The sequence below is a fragment of the Massilia sp. ZL223 genome (assembly GCF_018119395.1).
Taxonomy (GTDB): Bacteria; Pseudomonadota; Gammaproteobacteria; order Burkholderiales; family Burkholderiaceae_D; genus Telluria.
Window position 1 is genome coordinate 79483 of sequence record NZ_JAGPWD010000020.1, and the last position, 17639, is coordinate 97121.

A 17639-nucleotide genomic window follows, 5' to 3' on the forward strand; every position below is an offset into this window, starting at 1 on the left:
CGTATCGCAGATACGGCCCTGTGCCAGTTCGCGCCAGCGAGAATCATGCCGCACCCTCCTCACGCTGTATCCAACGCCTCAGGTCGGCAACGATAAACCATGCTCCGCGAACGACGATCTTGTCGGGATATTCCCTGACGCTGACATTGCTCTCATCCCACCTCAGGCAGCGCGGCCCCCTTTGCCTGTAGACGATCACATCGCCAGTACTCGACAGCTCCATGTAACCGAGATACTGGAGCCGGCTTGCCAATAGGCCGGTGAGGCGCTCCGGCCTGCGCAGGACATGAAACTCGGCGGGAATGCTCATTGCGACCGAGATCAGCGCACCGCAGCTCACACCCATCAGCGCCACGCCGATCGGCAGCATGTGGGATGCGAAAAACCGGGTGGCGAAGCAGACCAGCCATACCGTGCCGACAACAATCAAGATCCACGATTGCAGTTGCCGGTACGACTGGAACAGCAGCAGGTTTCGCCAAAGGGGAAGCGGGAATCCAAGCCTGGAAACCACCTCACATTGTCTCGAATTCGTCATCGCCATTCCTTCCAGAACAACCGCACAGCGCCATGCGGATGCAAGCATCCTAGCCGGACGATGGAGGCAGACGTTGCCAATCGCATCGAAGCGTATTGAGCTGAGAAAAAATGGGATAGAGGAAATGAAAACGGGAGCTCATATCGCTATGAGCTCCCGTATCAGAATTCTGGCTCCCCGACCTGGACTCGAACCAGGGACCTGCGGATTAACAGTCCGTCGCTCTACCGACTGAGCTATCAGGGAATAGGTAATGCATTATAGGGGTCCCGGATCAGGTCTGTCAAACTCGCGCCTGTTTCCGAAACCACATTTACTGCTCTCCAGAACCAAACAGCAGTTCCAGAGAGCCGAGATTTTAGAGAACTTTGGCGACTGCGTCAACGACGCGATCGATGTTCTTCGAATTCAGCGCGGCGACGCAGATACGGCCGGTGTCCACCGCGTAGATCGACTGCTCGCGCAGCTTGCCGACCTGCTCTTTCGTCAAGCCCGAGTACGAGAACATGCCGACCTGGTGGCGCACGAATTCGAAATCGTGGCCCGGCGCCTTGGCCTTGAGCTTCTCGACCATGGCGCCGCGCATTTCACGGATGCGCACGCGCATCGCGCCCAGCTCGTCTTCCCACAACTGGCGCAGTTCAGGGTTCGACAGCACGGTGGCGACCACCTTGCCGCCGTGGGTCGGCGGATTCGAGTAGTTGGTGCGCACCACGCGTTTAACTTGCGACATCACGCGCGCGGCTTCCTCGGCGCTGGTGGCGACGATCGACAGCGCGCCGACGCGCTCGCCGTACAGCGAGAAGGACTTCGAGAACGAGTTCGACACCAGCAGCGGCATGCCGGTGGCGGCGAAGCGGCGCACTACGGCGCCGTCTTCGGCGATGCCGTTGGCGAAGCCCTGGTAAGCCATGTCCAGGAACGGCACCAGGCCGTTCTCGCGCACGACGTCGATCACCTGGCCCCACTGGTCCTGGTCCAGGTCGGCGCCGGTCGGGTTGTGGCAGCAGGCGTGCAGGACCACGATCGAACCCTTCGGCATGGCCTTGAGGGCTTCCAGCATGCCGGCGAAGTTCACGCCGCGGGTGCTCGGATCGTAGTAGGTATAGTTATTGACGGCAAAGCCGGCGCTCTCGAACAGCGCGCGGTGGTTTTCCCAGCTCGGGTCGCTGATGTAGACGTCCGCGCCCGGCACGAAACGCTTGAGGAAGTCGGCGCCGATCTTGAGCGCGCCGGTGCCGCCCAGGGCCTGCACGGTGATCGCGCGCTTCTCTTGAATTACGGCGCTGTCGGCCCCAAATACCAGCTCTTGCACGGCCTTGTCGTACGCCGCCAGACCGTCGATCGGGAGGTAGGTGCGCGGGGCCGGCTGTTCCATCAGCTTCGCTTCCGCCTTTTGCACGCACTGCAGCAAAGGCACCTTGCCATTATCGTCATAGTACACGCCCACGCCGAGGTTGATTTTCTCGGGGTTGGTGTCGGCATTGAATGCTTCGGTGATACCCAGGATCGGGTCGCGCGGGGCCATTTCAATGGCGCCGAAGAGGCTGGCAGAGGCGGTGGAAGTCATCGTGATAAACTGAATTTGTCGGCTGTTCGCAGCGGTTGTATAGACAGCGGCACTCGTGCTGCAGTGCCGCAAGCGGACTCCCATTCTAGCAAAGGTCTGAAAGTATGGCTGATCTATCCATCGCAACATCTCCCGAACCGGCCGTCATCACCTATCCCGGATCGCCATTCAAGCTGCACCAGCCCTTCCCGCCGGCGGGCGACCAGCCGACCGCGATCGAGGGTCTGGTCGAAGGCATCAACGATGGCCTGATGTACCAGACGCTGCTTGGCGTAACCGGTTCCGGCAAGACCTACACGATGGCCAACGTGATTGCCCAGGCGGGCCGTCCGGCGATCGTGTTCGCACCGAACAAAACCCTGGCGGCCCAGCTGTATGCGGAGTTCCGCGAATTCTTCCCGCAAAACGCGGTCGAGTATTTCGTCTCCTACTACGACTACTACCAGCCGGAAGCCTACGTGCCGCAGCGCGACCTGTTCATCGAAAAGGACTCGTCGATCAACGAGCACATCGAGCAGATGCGCCTGTCGTGCACCAAGTCGCTGATGGAGCGGCGCGACGTGGTCATCGTGGCCACGGTGTCGGCGATCTACGGTATCGGTAATCCGAACGAATACCACAAGATGATCCTGACCCTGCGCCACAAGGACAAGGTGGCGCAGCGCGACATCATCGCGCGCCTGATCCAGATGCAGTACACGCGCAACGAGATGGACTTCGCGCGCGGCTCCTTCCGCGTGCGCGGCGACACCATCGACATCTTCCCGGCGGAACACGCCGAGCTCGCGATCCGCGTCGAGATGTTCGACGACGAAATCGAATCGCTGCAGCTGTTCGACCCGCTTACGGGCCGCGTGCGCCAGAAGATCCCGCGCTTCACCGTCTACCCGGGCTCGCACTACGTCACGCCGCGCAGCACCGTGATCCGCGCGGTCGAATCGATCAAGGCCGAGCTGCGCGACCGCCTCGAATACTTCCGCAAGGAGAACAAGCTGATCGAGGAACAGCGCCTCGAACAGCGCACCCGTTTCGACCTCGAGATGCTGGCCGAGATCGGCTTCACGAAAGGCATCGAGAACTACTCGCGCCACCTGTCCGGCGCGATGCCGGGCGAGCCGCCGCCGACCCTGATCGACTACCTGCCCAAGGACGCGCTGATGTTCATGGACGAGTCGCACGTGATGATCGGTCAGCTCAACGCGATGTACAACGGCGACCGTTCGCGCAAGACCAACCTGGTCGACTACGGCTTCCGTTTGCCGTCCGCGCTGGACAACCGGCCGCTGAAATTCACCGAGTTCGAAGGCAAGATGCGCCAGACGATTTTCGTCTCCGCGACGCCCGCCGATTATGAGAAGGAAAAGGCCGACAACGTGGTCGAGCAGGTGGTGCGTCCGACCGGCCTGGTGGACCCGAAGGTGATCGTCAAGCCTGCCCTGTCGCAGGTGGACGACCTGATGAGCGAGATCAACGACCGCATCGCCAAGGACGAGCGCGTGCTGGTGACCACGCTGACCAAGCGCATGGCCGAGCAGCTCACGGAATACCTGGGCGACCACGGCATCAAGGTGCGCTACCTGCACAGCGACATCGAGACGGTGGAGCGCGTGGAGATCCTGCGCGACCTGCGCCTTGGCACCTTCGACGTGGTGGTCGGCATCAACCTGCTGCGCGAGGGCCTGGACTTGCCGGAAGTGTCGCTGGTGGCGGTGCTGGACGCGGACAAGGAAGGCTTCCTGCGTTCCGAGCGTTCGCTGATCCAGACCATCGGCCGCGCGGCGCGTAACCTGAACGGCGTGGCGATCCTGTATGCGGACCAGATCACCGATTCGATGAAGCGCGCGATCGACGAAACCGAGCGCCGCCGCGCCAAGCAGATCGCGTTCAACGAGGCGAACGGCATCACGCCGAAAGGGGTGCAGAAAAAGATCAAGGAAATGATCGACGGCGTGTACAGCAACGCCGCGCAGAAGGCCATGGTCGAGGGCATCCACGAGGACGCGGCGACGGCCAAGGTCGAGTCGATGAGCGAGAAGCAGATCAGCAAGGAGATCAAGCGCCTCGAGAAGCTCATGGTGGACCACGCCAAGAACCTCGAGTTCGAGAAGGCGGCGCAGGTGCGGGATCAGCTGCATGTGCTCAAGCAGCAGGCGTTTGGTGCGCCGGGGGCGGATAATGTGGTGTCGATGTTGGGTAAGTAAGCAGGCCGGCAACGCGTCGGCTCACCCGCTCCCTTGACACGTCATCCCCGCGAAGGCGGGGACCCAAGTTTGCTTGTAGACCGATAGCGTATTTCCCGGCTGCGCAACTGACTTGGGTCCCCGCCTTCGCGGGGATGACGTTTACAGGTAGCGCGCCACGATGAATGTCGCTTCACTTCGACGGCCTGTCGAACATCCTCGGATCGAAACTGAACGACCGCACAATACTCAGCTCCACCCGCTCATACGCCGGATGCTCCGGATTGATCACCAGATTCCACCCTTCCCTGACGATCACCGACGGCACCCGCATGTAGAGGTACTCGCAATCCTTCAGGAAGTTGGTCCCGAAGCTCGCCGCACTCCCCGCGTCTTCGATATCGTCCCAGCCATTCGGCAGCCGCTCCGCCGGCATATCCACACCTAACTCAAGATCATCCGGCACATCCACCGCCACCAGCACCAGGTCCGGCTCGTCGCCCTCGCTGTGCACGAACTTCTCCAGCACCGCCAGCTCCGCTGTCATCGCGCTGTAGAGCGCCGCGCAGCCCTCTTCGTGCCAGTGCCCTCCACTCTTCCTGGCGCCCTCGCACGAGCGGTCGAGCGCCGCGCCCTCGTTGGCAATTCTCCAGGTTCTCATGGGACCAGTTCCTGTCGTGTTATCGCTGTTAAAACCAGCATACAGCGCAGGCCCTGCCCCGCCGCGCACGGATGGCGCGGACAGGTCTAGCCGCGCCGCGCCTTCACCTCGGCCAGCAGTTCGAGCAGCCGCGCCAGGTCGGCCGGCTTGACCATGTGGTAATCGAAGCCCGCCTCCTGCGCGCGCTTCTGGTCCTCTGGCTGGCCGTAGCCGGTCAGCGCGATCAGCACCGTGCCCGCCGTCCCGGGCGCGGCTCGCAGCTGGCGCGCCAGCTCGTGGCCGTCGATGTCGGGCAGGCCGATGTCGAGCAAGGTCACCTGCGGATGCTCCCTGGCGGCCCGCGCCAGCGCGCCCTTGCCGTCATATTCGATGCTCACGTGGTGGCCGTTCATCTCCAGCAGGGTCGCCAGCATCTGCGCCGCGTCGACGTTGTCGTCCACGACCAGCACGCGCAGGCCGCTGTCCGTATCCAGCGGAGCCGGCGCGGGCGCCGCCTCGAACATGGCCGGCGTGGCCAGCAGCGGCAAGTGCACGACGAATTCGCTGCCGCGGCCAGCCCCCTTGCTGTGCGCCTCGACCCGGCCGCCGTGCAGCACCACCAGGCTCTTGACCAGCGCCAGGCCGATGCCCAGGCCGCCCTGCGAACGATCCGGCGTGCGCTCGGCCTGGATGAACAGGTCGAAGATGTAGGGCAGCACCTGCGGCTCGATGCCTTGGCCGTTATCGCACACCGCGATCGTCACGCCCTCGGCATCGCGGCGCACCCGTAGCACGATCAGGCCGCCCGGCGGCGTGTACTTGGCGGCGTTGTTGAGGATGTTCGAGAGCACCTGGATCAGGCGCGTGCGGTCGCCCGCGACGTGCAGCGGCTCGCTCGCGATCTCGGTGCGCAGCTCGTGGCGGCGCGCGTCGATCAGCGGCCGCACCTGCTCCACCGCTTCGGCCACGACCTCGATCAGGTCCAGGTCTTCCTTCTCGATCGTCACCAGGCCGCGCGTCACGCGCGATACGTCAAGCAGGTCGTTCACCAGGTCCGTCATGTGCTCGGCCTGGCGCGCGATGATATTGCTGGCGTTACGGATGCCCTGCGCATCCAGCTGCCCGCTTTGCAGCAGCTGGGCCGCCGTGGTGATCGGCGCCAGCGGATTGCGCAGCTCGTGCGCCAGCATGGCCAGGAACTGGTCCTTCTGGCTGTTGGCCGCGCGCAGCTCGTCCTCCACGTGCTTGCGCGCCGTGACGTCGCTGCCTTCGACGAAGATGCCGGCCACCTCGCCCTTGTGGTCGCGGAAGGGCTGGTACACGAAATCGATGAAGCGCTCCTCGAGCGGCGCGTTGGGCTCACGCTGGATTCGCAGGGACACGTCGTGCCCGACGAAGGGCTGCCCTGAGTCGTAGACCTGGTCGAGCAGCTCGAAGAAGCCCTGCCCCGCCACTTCCGGCAGCGCTTCGCGCGCCGGTTTGCCGACCAGCTCGCGCTGGCCGATCAGCTCAAGGTAGGAATGGTTGGTCAGCTCGAACACATGGTTTGGCCCGCGCAGCACGGCGATGATGCCCGGCGCCTGTTCGAACAGCGCCATCAGGCGCTGGTTCTCTTCCTCGCGGTAGCGCTCGGCCAGTACTTCGGCGGTCGCCTCCACGCAGGCGCAGTACATGCCGGCCACGGTCCCGCTCTCGTCGCGCACCGGGGAGTACGAAAACGTGAACCAGGTGTCTTCGTCGTAGCCGTGGCGATGCATGCGCAACGGCAGCCGGTCCATGTAGGTGGCCTCGCCGCGCAGCGCACGCACGATCAGCGGATGGATGTCGTCCCAGATCTCGGCCCAGATGTCGTGGAAGCGCGCGCCCAGCGCGTCCGGGTGCTTCTCGCCCAGGATCGGCACGTAGGAATCGTTGTACAGGAATCCGAGCTCCGGTCCCCAGGCGACGAACATGGGGAACTTGGAGTTGAGCATGAGCCCGACGACGGTCCGCAAGGCCTGCGGCCAGGTGCGCGGATGCCCCAATGGCGAACTGGACCAGTCGTGGGAGCGCATCATGGCGCCCATCATGCCGCCGCCGCTCAGGAAGGGCAGCCATTCGGAAGGGATCGCGTGTTCCTGTTTCATTGTTGTGATATCAGGGTGGAGACGCGTCACCGCGCCGGCCTCAGTGTGCCAGATTTGTCCGACACCCTTCCGCACGGCTGGAAAGCCACGTTGGATTACAGCGTCTTGACGAACTCGCGGATACCGCCCAGCAGCATCTCGATCGACATCGCCGTCAGGATCAGGCCCATCAGGCGTTCGAAGGCGGTCATGACCTGCGGACCCAGCTTCTGCTGCAGGCGCTCGGCGCTCAGGAACACGGCCAGCCACACCACGCCCACCGCCGCCAGGGCCGCGACGTGCACCATGGTCTCGGAGAAGCTGGCCGAGCTGAACAGCAGCACGGTGGCCAGGGCCGACGGACCTGCCAGCGCCGGAATCGCCAGCGGCACGATGAAGGGCTCGCCATGCTCGCTGCGGCCCAGCACGCCGTCCGGATGCGGGAAGATCATGCGGATCGCGATCATCAGCAGGATGACGGCGCCGCCGATGCGCAGGGAGACCGGGCTCAGGTGCAGCGCTTCCAGGAAGTGCTGGCCGAAGAACATGAAGACCAGCAGCAGCAGGAAGGCGATCGCGCACTCGCGCACCACGATGCGTGGGCGGCGCTGCGGGGCCACATCCTTGAGCGCGGCAGCGAACAGCGGGACGTTGCCGAAGGGATCGGTGACGAGGATCAGCAGGATGAAGGTCTGGAAGAAGCTTTGGGTCATGGGTTCTTATTGTTGGCGTGGCCGGTAGGGCCGTGTTGCAATCTTAACCGATATATATCTGACGAGTCCGATCCGTGCGGAAATAAACGATCCCCAAGAGAAAGGGCAAAAAAAAGCGGGAAAGGCTCGCGCCTTCCCCGCTCTTCGCCGGACGCCAGGCGTCTTGCGCGATTACTTCTCGAACTTCTTCATCCATGCCGCCAGCTGGTGCGGACGCAGGCCGTCGTAGTCTTCGAACGGCTGGTGGATCCACGGGTTGTGCGGCAGGTCTTCGAGGTGATAGTCCGGCTTGAAGCTTGACGTGCCCTTGACCCAGATGACGGCCGACTTCACTTCGGTGACGTCCGGGTAGTTGGTCTGCAGGTGCTCGCGCACGCGCTGCAGGGTCACGCCGGAGTCGGCCAGGTCATCGACCAGCAGGATGCGGCCAGCCAGCGGGCCCTTGGTCATCGTCATGTACTTGGCGATGTCCAGGTTGCCCTGCTTGGTGCCGGCTTCTTCGCGGTAGGAGCTGGTCGACAGGATCGCCAGCGGCACGTCGAAGATGCGCGAGATGACGTCGCCCGGGCGCACGCCGCCGCGCGCCAGGCACAGCACCATGTCGAACTTCCAGTTCGATTCATACACTTGCAGCGCAAGGCGCTCGACCAGGCGGTTGTACTCGTCCCAGGATACCCAGAGGTCCTTGTCGGTCGATGCAGGGGTGTTCATTTCAGGCTATTCCTATTTTTATATTGAATCAGGCCGCGAACGGATGGCGCAGCACGATGGTTTCTTCGCGGTCCGGGCCGGTCGACACCATGTCGATCGGGATGCCGACCAGTTCTTCGATGCGCTTGATGTAAGCGCGGGCATTCGCCGGCAGGTCTTCCATCGACTTGGCGCCGACGGTGGTCTCCTTCCAGCCCGGCATTTCTTCGTACACCGGCACGCAGCGGGCGGCTTCTTCGGCGCCGACCGGGAAGATGTCGACCGAGCGGCCGTCGATCGTGTAGCCGGTGCACAGCTTGAGCGACTCCAGGCCGTCCAGCACGTCCAGCTTGGTCAGGCACATGCCCGACACGCCGTTGATCTGGACCGAGCGGCGCAGCAGCGCGGCGTCGAACCAGCCGCAGCGGCGCGCACGGCCGGTGACGGTGCCGAACTCGTGGCCCACGCGCGAGAGGTGCTCGCCGACACCCTGGTCGGTCGGCAGCTCGGCCGGGAACGGCCCCGAACCCACGCGGGTGGTGTAGGCCTTGGTGATGCCCATGATGTAGTGCAGCATGCCCGGGCCCACGCCGGCGCCTGCGGCGGCGTTACCCGCCACGCAGTTCGACGAGGTGACGAACGGGTAGGTGCCGTGGTCGACGTCCAGCAGCGAACCCTGGGCGCCTTCGAACAGCAGGCTGCCGCCGGCCTTGTGCGCGGCGTGCAGGAGCGAGGACACGTCGCCGACCATCGGACGCAGGCGCTCTACCTGTGCCATCGCGTCGTCGTAGGTCTGCTGGAAGTCGATCGCCTCGCCGCCCAGGTAGTTCACCAGGACGAAGTTGTGGTATTCGAGGTTTTCCTTCAGCTTCTCGGCGAAACGCTCCGGGTTGAGCATGTCGGCGATGCGGATCGCGCGGCGCGCCACCTTGTCTTCGTAGGCCGGGCCGATGCCCTTGCCGGTGGTGCCGATCTTGTTCTCGCCGCGCTTGGCTTCGCGCGCCTTGTCGATGGCGACGTGGTAAGGCAGGATGACCGGGCAGGCTTCCGAGATCTTCAGGCGCGACACGACTTCGACGCCGGCAGCGGCCAGCTTGTCGATTTCGCGCAGGACGTCCGGCACCGAGACGACGACGCCGTTGCCGATGTAGCAGGCCACGCCTTCGCGCATGATGCCCGAGGGGATCAGCTGCAGCGCGGTTTTCTGGCCCTTGATCACCAGGGTGTGACCAGCGTTATGGCCGCCCTGGAAGCGCACCACGCCGGCGGCGTGGTCGGTCAGCCAGTCGACGATCTTACCCTTGCCTTCGTCGCCCCACTGGGTGCCGATGACGACGACGTTCTTTGCCACGTTAGTATTTGACATCACTTAACCTAAGTTTTTGAGAATCCAATTTCCGTTTTCGAGGACGAGCACGCGGTCGCACTCGAACTCGTCCTGAACATTCTCGTGACCAGGCATGCTCTGGATCACGACTTCGCCTGCCTTGCGCAGGTCAGCGATTTTTTCCCGCAGTTCCGGGGCGTTGCCCCATGGCGCGCGGATGGAATGCTTGCGCGAAGCTAGCGGCAGCAGGCGGGCCAGCTCGCGCAGGTCGAGCGAGAAGCCGGTTGCCGGGCGGGCGCGGCCGAAGGCCTCGCCCACGTGGTCGTAGCGGCCGCCGCGCGCCACCGCGTTCGGCAGGCCGGGCACGTAGAGCGCGAACATGGCGCCGCTTTCGTATTGGTAGCCGCGCAGGTCGGCCAGGTCGATCGCCACGTCGGCGCGGCCGATAGCGGAACCCGCCAGCGCGGCCAGCTCGGCCAGCGCACGGGTGATGCCTGGCAGCTGCGGCAGGACTTCCCTGGCCGTGGCCAAGACGTCGATGTCGCCGTACAGCTGCGGCAGGGCCAGCAGGGCCTGGCGGGTTTGCGGGTAGTAGTTCTTCGAGATCTCATCCAGGCTGGCCGCATCCTTGGCGCGCAGCAGGCAGTAGATCTGGCTTTCGTCGCGGCGCGCGGCCGGGTCTTCGCTCAGGAGGGCGCGCAGCACGCCGACGTGCGACAGGTCGAGGCGCACGTCGGTGAAACCGGCCAGGGCCAGCGAGCCGAGGGCCAGTTCCTGGATCTCGGCGTCGGCTTCGAGGCCGGCGTGGCCGTAGATCTCGGCGCCGATCTGCACCGGCTCGCGGGTGGCGTGCAGGCCCGACGGGCGGGTATGCAGCACCGAACCGGCGTAGCACAGGCGGGTGACGGAATCGCGGTTCAGCAGGTGGGCGTCGATGCGGGCGACCTGGGTGGTCATGTCGGCGCGCAGGCCGAGCAGGCGGCCGGACATCGGGTCGACGACCTTGAAGGTCTTCAGGTCGGTGTCTTCGCCGGCGCCGGCCAGCAGCGAGTCGGTGTACTCGAGCAGTGGCGGCATCACCAGCTCGTAACCGTAGAGCCGGAAGTTGTCCAGCATCAGGCGGCGCAGTTCCTCGATCTTGCGCGCTTCGGACGGCAAGACATCGGCAATATTCTCAGGCAATAGCCAGTTCGGCATGGGCAACAGCGGTTGGATGTTGGATTTTAAAGAGAGCAACAGCGTCGTGGCAACGTGGAAACAGCAGACGTGTCGACGCGCGGCGCGAGCGCCGAATCGGCAATTTTAACCGAAAACGCGGGTTAACTGGCGGGGAATGCTTGTTTGGCAGCAGGTGGGTTGGCAAATTGCCACTATAGACAAGTGGAAATTAGGGGTATTGAGGATGGAGTTTGCGTTAGTGGCTGCGGAACGAACTTGGGTTCCGGCCTTCGCCGGAACCCAAATGTTCGTGAACCGCCGCCCCGCCCGCCCCTGCCCTAGCAGGAGCGGCCAGAACAAACCATCACTTCCCGCCCGGCTGCTTGAAGTACTTGAAGAACTCCGAGTTCGGATCCATCACCAGCACGTCGTTGCGATCCTTGAAGCTGGCGCGATACGCCTCCAGCGAGCGATAGAACTTCGCGAACTCCGGATTCTTGCCAAACGCATCCGCATAAATCGCGGTCGCCTTCGCATCGCCGTCACCCTTGATCTTCTCCGCCTCGCGGAAGGCCTCGGCGATGATCACGGTACGCTGGCGGTCCGCATCCGCGCGGATCTGCTCGGACTCGGCGGCGCCGGTCGAGCGCAGCTCGTTGGCCACCCGCACGCGCTCGGCGCGCATGCGCTCGTACACGGAGTTGTTGATCTGCTCGATGTAGTCCACGCGCTTCAGGCGCACGTCGACGATGCCGACGCCGATCTCCTTGGCTTCGGCCACCACCTTCTGCTGCACCGCCGCCATCACGGCGCCGCGCTCGCCCGAGATCACTTCGCGCACGGTGCGCTTGGTGATTTCGTCGTTCAGGGCCGCCTTGATGATCTGCGACATGCGGTCGCGGGCGCGGCTTTCGTCGCCGGTGAAGCTGATGTAGTACAGGCGCGGGTCGACGATGCGCCACTTGACGAAGGCATCCACCAGGATGTTCTTCTTCTCGGCCGTGATGAAGCGGTCGGCGTCAGGCGTATCGAGCGTCAGGATGCGCTTGTCCAGGTAGATCACATTCTGGAACGGCGGCGGCAGCTTGAAGTGCAGGCCCGGCTCGGTGATCACGTCGCGCACCTGGCCCAGGGCGAAGACGATGGCGAAACGGCGCTGGTCGACCACGAACACCGTGGACGACAGCAGCATCAGGGCAATAAAGCCCGCCACGAAAAGGGTTACGAGGCGGTTCATTAACGGCTCTCCCGGTCACGTGAGGAATCGCGGCTGCGCTCGTCGCGCTGGCGTGCCGAGTCCATGGCTTGGGTCACTTCCGGCGTCGGCTGCTGCGGCTGCTGCATCTGCACCGGGCCGGACTTGCCGCCCACGGCGGCGTCGTTGACGGCGCTCTGCGCCAGCAGCTTGTCCAGCGGCAGGTAGATCATGCCGTTGTTGTTGCGCGTGTCGACCATGACCTTGGTGGTATTGGTGAAGATCTGCTGCATGGTGTCGATGTACATGCGGTCGCGGGTCACGCCCGGCGCCTTGCCGTAGGCGGCCACCACCTGGTTGAAGCGCGAGGCGTTACCGGTCGCGTTTTCCACCACCATCGAGCGGTAGGCTTCGGCGTCCTGCTGCAGGCGGAAGGCCTGGCCGCGCGCCTGCGGGATCACCTGGTTGGCATAGGCCTCGCCTTCGTTGCGGGCGCGGGCGCGGTCCTGGCCGGCGCGCACGGCGTCGTCGAAGGCGCTCTGCACCTGCTCCGGCGGCTGCACCGCCTGCATGGTCACGTTGGTGATCAAGGCGCCCAGGGCGTAGCGGTCCACCATCTTCTGCATCATCTGGTGCACGTCGACGGCAACCTTCTCGCGGCCCTCGTACAGGACGAAGTCCATCTTGTTCTTGCCGACCACTTCGCGGATGGCCGTCTCGGCCACCTGGCGCACGGTGTCGTCCTGGTCGCGGTTGTTGTACAGCCACGAGACCGGGTCCTTCAGCGTGTACTGCACCGCGAACTGGATGTCGATGATGTTCTCGTCGTCGGTCAGCATCAGCGCTTCTTGCGGCTGCTTGTTGCGCACGTTGGCGCGGTAGCCGATCTCGGCGGTGCGGATCTGCGAGACGTTCACGGTCTCGTGCGCCTGGAACGGATACGGCCAGCGCCAGTTGAAACCCGGCGTGGTGGTGTGGCTCAGCTTGCCGAAGGTGGTGACCACGCCGGTCTGGCCTTCCTGCACGATGAAGGCGCCGCTCGCCAGCCAGATCAGGCCGACGATCACGGCGACCACGCCGAAGGTCACGCTGGCGCCGCGCATGTCGCCGCGGCCGGGCGCGCCGTTGTCGCCGCCGCCATTGCCGCGGTTACCGAACATGCGGTTCAGGCGGGCGTTGAAGTCGCGCCAGAGTTGATCGAGGTCGGGCGGTCCCTCGCCCGGACGGCGGCCCTCCTGGGCCTTGCGGTCGTCGTCGGGATTGCGGCCCCAACGCGGATCGTTCAGCGACATTTTGATGCCGAAACGTTTTAGTAAAGAAACAAGCATAGGCTAGTGTGGCCCGTGATGGGTGGAAGTTGGCATATTGTCGGCAGGACCGCCCAGGGGACCGCCCACCGACGGTTCTCCCTGTGCGAAATTCAGTACGGAGTCCTGCGCTTCGTTTTGTTGCTGCCCGGGTTCGGCCAGCGCCGCCTCGACGATGGCGTCGCGCAGCAGGTCGAGCCCTGCGCCCGTATGGGCGCTGATGAAAACGCGGCTGATCTTATCATATTCATCACGCTCGACCCCAGGTTCCAGCCCGGCCGCGTCGATCTTGTTCCAGACCAGGATCTGGGGAACGTGATCGGCGCCGATCTCGCGCAGCACCTCGTTGACCTGCTCGATCTGCTCCATGCGCACCGGCGAATTGCCGTCGACCACGTGCAGCAGCAGGTCGGCATGGATGGTTTCTTCCAGGGTGGCGCGGAATGCGGCCACCAGCTGGTGCGGCAGTTCGCGCACGAAACCGACGGTGTCGGAGATGACCACGCTGCCGACCTCGTCGCCGAGGTAGAGGCGGCGGCTGGTGGTGTCCAGGGTCGCGAACAGCTGGTTCGCGACGTAGACGCCGGCCTTGGTGAGGGTGTTGAACAGGGTCGACTTGCCGGCGTTGGTATAGCCGACCAGCGACACCGAGAAGGTCTGGTTGCGCCCGCGCGCGCGGCGCTGAGTCTCGTGCTGCTTGCGCAGCTTGGTCAGGCGGGTACGCAGCATCTTGACGCGCTCGCCGATCAGGCGGCGGTCGGTCTCGAGCTGGGTTTCACCCGGGCCGCGCAGGCCGATACCGCCCTTCTGGCGCTCCAGGTGGGTCCAGCCGCGGATCAGGCGCGTAGCCAGGTGCTGCAGCTGGGCCAGTTCCACCTGCAGCTTGCCCTCGTGGCTCTTGGCGCGCTGGGCGAAGATATCGAGGATCAGGCTGGTGCGGTCGACCACCCGGATTTCCAGGCGGCGTTCCAGGTTGCGCTGCTGGGCGGGCGACAGCGCGTGGTTGAAGATGACGATGTCGATACGCTCGGCCTTGCAGGCCATGGCGATTTCGTCGGCCTTGCCGCTGCCGACGAAGTGGGCGGGGTCGGGGCTGGCGCGCTTCGCCGTGATCGTGGTGATCGGGTCGGCGCCGGCGGAACGCGCAAGCAGCGACAGCTCTTCCAGGCTGGCATTGAAATCGCCAGCACCAAAATCGATGCCGACCAGCGCTGCGCGCATGGTGGGAGTGCCGGGGGCGTCAGCCATCCTTACTCGGCTTCGGAGTCGAGGTTAAGGTTGACGGCACGGGCCGGCACGACGGTGGAAATAGCATGCTTGTAGACCATCTGGGTCACGGTATTACGAAGCAGGACGACGTACTGGTCGAAGGACTCGATATGGCCCTGCAGCTTGATGCCGTTGACCAGGTAGATGGAGACGGGGACGTGCTCCTTGCGCAAGGCGTTCAGGAATGGGTCTTGTAACAATTGCCCTTTGTTGCTCATAACAGCTCCGTAATGTTGTTGTAGTTTAAAAATTGTGGCGATTTGCCGGATTTCAAGTGTCAAGGCGACATTCCGCTGTGGCGAATGAAAAGCCCTAAGCTACTGTAACCTGTTTTGCCACTTTTTGTCGTACTGCTACGGTTATTTCTGTTCCTTGGCAAACGGGTTCTTCCCGCTCTTCAGTTCGATGCGCAGCGGGGTCCCGACGAGGTTGAACGTATCGCGGAAATGTTTCTCCAAGTAACGTTTGTACGGCTCGGTGACACCTTCCAGCGCATTGCCGTGGATGACGATAATCGGCGGATTCTGGCCGCCCTGGTGCGCATAGCGCATCTTGGGACGGATGCTGCCCTTGCGCTTGGGCTCCTGCTTCTCGATGGCTTCCTGCAGGGCGCGGGTAAGCTTCGGCGTCGACAGGTTGGTGGTGGCGGCCTTGTAGGCGCCCTCGACCGATTTCATCATTTGCGGAATGCCGGTGCCCTTCAGCGCCGAGATGAAATGGGTCTTGGCGAAGCCCAGGAAGTCGAGCTTGCGGTCGAGGTCGATCTTGACCTGGTCGCGCTGGTGCGACTGCAGGCCGTCCCACTTGTTGACCACGACCACGAGCGCCCTGCCCGCCTCCAGGATGAAGCCGGCGATGTGGGCATCTTGCTCGGAAATGTCCTGCTGCGCATCCAGCAGAAGGATGACCACGTTGGCGTCCGAGATCGACTGCATCGTCTTGACCACCGAGAATTTCTCGATGGCTTCGAAGATCTTGCCGCGGCGGCGGATGCCGGCGGTGTCGATCAGGGTGTATTTCTTGCCGTCGCGCTCGAACGGCACTTCGATCGAGTCGCGGGTGGTGCCCGGCATGTCGAAGGCGATCACGCGCTGCTCGCCGACCAGGGTGTTGATCAGGGTCGACTTGCCCACGTTCGGGCGGCCGACGATGGCGATCTTGATGCCGTGGTCCGGGTGTTCCGGTTCCTCTTCCTCGTCCGGGCGGTCGGCGAAGGCGATGTCGAGCGCCTCGCGCACCAGGTCGTGCACGCCGTCGCCGTGGGCGGCGGAGATCACGTAGGGATCGCCCAGGCCCAGCTCGTAGAAGTCGGCGGTCACGGAGGTGTACTTCATGCCCTCCGACTTATTGACTACGAGCATGACCTTGCGGCCGGCCTTGCGCAGGTAATCGGTGATGGTCTTGTCGTGCGGCGTCAGGCCCTGGCGGCCGTCGACGATGAACACGACCACGTCGGCTTCGGCGACGGCCTGGCGCGTCTGCAGCGCCATTTCGTGCATGATGCCTTCCTTGGCGACCGGTTCGAAACCGCCCGTGTCGATGACCAGGAAAGGACGGTCCCCGATCCGGCCTTCGCCGTAGTGACGGTCGCGGGTGAGACCAGGGAGGTCGGCCACGAGCGCGTCGCGCGAACGGGTCAGGCGATTGAACAGGGTCGATTTCCCGACGTTGGGACGACCTACGAGTGCGATTACCGGCTTCATGTACTTATTCTATTCGACCGCGATGGCGGTCACAGTTCCGTTTTGTGTTTGAAAAATCAGGTTCGAGCCGGCAACCAGCGGCGAACCCACGATGGGGCTGCCGTCGGTGGCGGCGCGCGCCAGGAAATTGCCGTCCTCGCGAGACAGGAAGTGCACGATGCCTTCGTAGTCGCCGACGGCCACCGCGCGGCCATACGACACGGGGGTCGAAAGGCGGCGGAAGGACAGCTTGTCGTTCTTCCAGCTCGACGAGCCGGTGTCGCGCGTGAACGCGTGCAGCGCGCCCTTGTCGTCGGCGGCGAAGACGAAGCGCTGGTCGACGGCCACGCCCACTTCGGACGACAGGTCGCGGTTCCAGCGCGGCGCGCCGGTGACCACGTCGTAGCAGCCCACGCGGCCCTGGTAGGACACGGCGCAGACGTCGTTCTCGAACAGCACCGGGGCGCCGCCGATGTCGGTCACGCGCTCCAGTTCGGTCGCGCCGCGCGACACGCCGACTTCGACGTCCCAGCGCGGTGCGCCGGTAGCCAGGATCAGCGAGGACAGCTTGCCGCCCGGCTGGGCGACGATGACGTCGTTGCCGGCCACGATCATGCCCGGCGCGTTACGCAGGGTAAGCGGCGGAGCGATCTTTTGCACGGTCCACTTCTTGTCGCCGTTCCTGGCGTCCAGGCCGACGATGCGGTTGTCGAGCGAGCGCGCCACCACGACGCCCTGGCTTACCACCGGGGCCGACAGCAGTTCGCTCGACAGCTGGGTCTTCCAGACGGCCTTGCCGTCCATGTCGAAGGCCAGCAGCTGGCCATCTTCGCCGCCGACCACGATCAGGTTGCCGTCGGTGCCGACGCCCGCGGTCAGGCCGGTGCCGGCCTTGATGCGCCACAGCACGTTGCCGCTGGTCGCTTCGACGCGCGCGATGTCGCCGTCGCCGCCGGCCACCACCACGGTGTTGCCGGTCAGCGCGGGCGAGAACTGGTAGCCGCGCGCCTTGCCGATGTCGAGCTTCCATGCGGTGCGCACGGCCATCGAGCCCTTCAGCTCCACCAGCTTGGCCGGCTGGTCGCCCTTCGGCTTCGATGCGAACGGGTTGAGCGAGTTTAAGGTCGAGCAGCCCGTCATCAGGGCCAGCACACCAACACCAACGAGCTTCCTGCTAATACGCATATTCTTTTACCTTGTTCCTGGATCGTAAAGGACGCAAGGCCCGGGGGGGGGGGGGGGGGGGGGGGGGGGGGGGGGGGGGG

At 64.3% G+C, this 17639-nt stretch carries 15 protein-coding genes and 1 tRNA gene; 1 reads left to right on the forward strand and 15 read right to left on the reverse strand.

Annotated features, from left to right (window positions below):
• Positions 1-43: 43 nt before the first annotated feature.
• The 3 genes from KBW95_RS13880 to KBW95_RS13890 form a co-directional block, all read right to left on the reverse strand.
• Positions 44-538: a hypothetical protein gene (locus KBW95_RS13880; RefSeq protein WP_211528531.1), complete on the reverse strand. Its 495-nt coding sequence runs from the start codon at positions 536-538 to the stop codon at positions 44-46.
• Between the two features lie 170 nt (positions 539-708).
• Positions 709-784 (reverse strand) — tRNA-Asn (locus tag KBW95_RS13885).
• A 112-nt stretch (positions 785-896) separates the two neighbouring features.
• Positions 897-2108, reverse strand: coding sequence for an amino acid aminotransferase (locus KBW95_RS13890; protein ID WP_211525657.1), 1212 nt, complete (start codon positions 2106-2108; stop codon positions 897-899).
• Positions 2109-2212: 104 nt separating this feature from the next.
• Between KBW95_RS13890 and uvrB the strand changes: the two genes are divergently transcribed.
• Positions 2213-4309, forward strand: a complete 2097-nt coding sequence (uvrB, locus tag KBW95_RS13895) for an excinuclease ABC subunit UvrB (RefSeq protein ID WP_229429745.1) — start codon at positions 2213-2215, stop codon at positions 4307-4309.
• A 172-nt stretch (positions 4310-4481) separates the two neighbouring features.
• Here uvrB and KBW95_RS13900 read toward each other — a convergent pair whose 3' ends face one another.
• The 12 genes from KBW95_RS13900 to bamB all read right to left on the reverse strand — a co-directional run bounded on the left by KBW95_RS13900 (position 4482) and on the right by bamB (position 17559).
• On the reverse strand, positions 4482-4949 hold the full coding sequence (locus KBW95_RS13900) for an RES family NAD+ phosphorylase (protein WP_211525658.1): 468 nt from the start codon (positions 4947-4949) through the stop codon (positions 4482-4484).
• Between the two features lie 86 nt (positions 4950-5035).
• On the reverse strand, positions 5036-7054 hold the full coding sequence (locus tag KBW95_RS13905) for an ATP-binding protein (RefSeq protein WP_211528532.1): 2019 nt from the start codon (positions 7052-7054) through the stop codon (positions 5036-5038).
• Between the two features lie 95 nt (positions 7055-7149).
• The gene (locus KBW95_RS13910) at positions 7150-7746 is read right to left on the reverse strand and encodes a MarC family protein (RefSeq protein WP_211528533.1); all 597 of its coding nucleotides are present in this window, start codon (positions 7744-7746) and stop codon (positions 7150-7152) included.
• A 171-nt stretch (positions 7747-7917) separates the two neighbouring features.
• The gene (locus tag KBW95_RS13915; RefSeq protein ID WP_211528534.1) at positions 7918-8457 is read right to left on the reverse strand and encodes a phosphoribosyltransferase; all 540 of its coding nucleotides are present in this window, start codon (positions 8455-8457) and stop codon (positions 7918-7920) included.
• 28 nt (positions 8458-8485) lie between these two features.
• A complete protein-coding gene (locus tag KBW95_RS13920) occupies positions 8486-9802 on the reverse strand; it encodes an adenylosuccinate synthase (RefSeq protein ID WP_211525661.1) in 1317 nt (438 codons plus the stop codon).
• Between the two features lie 3 nt (positions 9803-9805).
• A complete protein-coding gene (locus tag KBW95_RS13925) occupies positions 9806-10960 on the reverse strand; it encodes an ATP phosphoribosyltransferase regulatory subunit (protein WP_211525662.1) in 1155 nt (384 codons plus the stop codon).
• Positions 10961-11285: 325 nt separating this feature from the next.
• Positions 11286-12158, reverse strand: a complete 873-nt coding sequence (gene hflC, locus KBW95_RS13930; RefSeq protein ID WP_211525663.1) for a protease modulator HflC — start codon at positions 12156-12158, stop codon at positions 11286-11288.
• On the reverse strand, positions 12158-13444 hold the full coding sequence (gene hflK / locus KBW95_RS13935; RefSeq protein ID WP_211525664.1) for an FtsH protease activity modulator HflK: 1287 nt from the start codon (positions 13442-13444) through the stop codon (positions 12158-12160). Before hflK ends, hflC begins: the two co-directional genes overlap by 1 nt.
• Positions 13445-13447: 3 nt before the next feature.
• Positions 13448-14644: a GTPase HflX gene (hflX, locus tag KBW95_RS13940; RefSeq protein WP_211525670.1), complete on the reverse strand. Its 1197-nt coding sequence runs from the start codon at positions 14642-14644 to the stop codon at positions 13448-13450.
• Between the two features lie 29 nt (positions 14645-14673).
• Entirely contained in the window at positions 14674-14910 is a 237-nt protein-coding gene (gene hfq, locus KBW95_RS13945; protein ID WP_026354376.1) for an RNA chaperone Hfq, read from the reverse strand.
• A 141-nt stretch (positions 14911-15051) separates the two neighbouring features.
• Positions 15052-16395: a ribosome biogenesis GTPase Der gene (gene der / locus KBW95_RS13950; protein ID WP_211525665.1), complete on the reverse strand. Its 1344-nt coding sequence runs from the start codon at positions 16393-16395 to the stop codon at positions 15052-15054.
• 9 nt (positions 16396-16404) lie between these two features.
• Positions 16405-17559 carry an outer membrane protein assembly factor BamB gene (gene bamB, locus KBW95_RS13955; protein ID WP_211528535.1) on the reverse strand — a complete coding sequence of 385 codons (1155 nt, stop codon included), beginning with the start codon at positions 17557-17559 and terminating at the stop codon, positions 16405-16407.
• Positions 17560-17639: the final 80 nt, after the last annotated feature.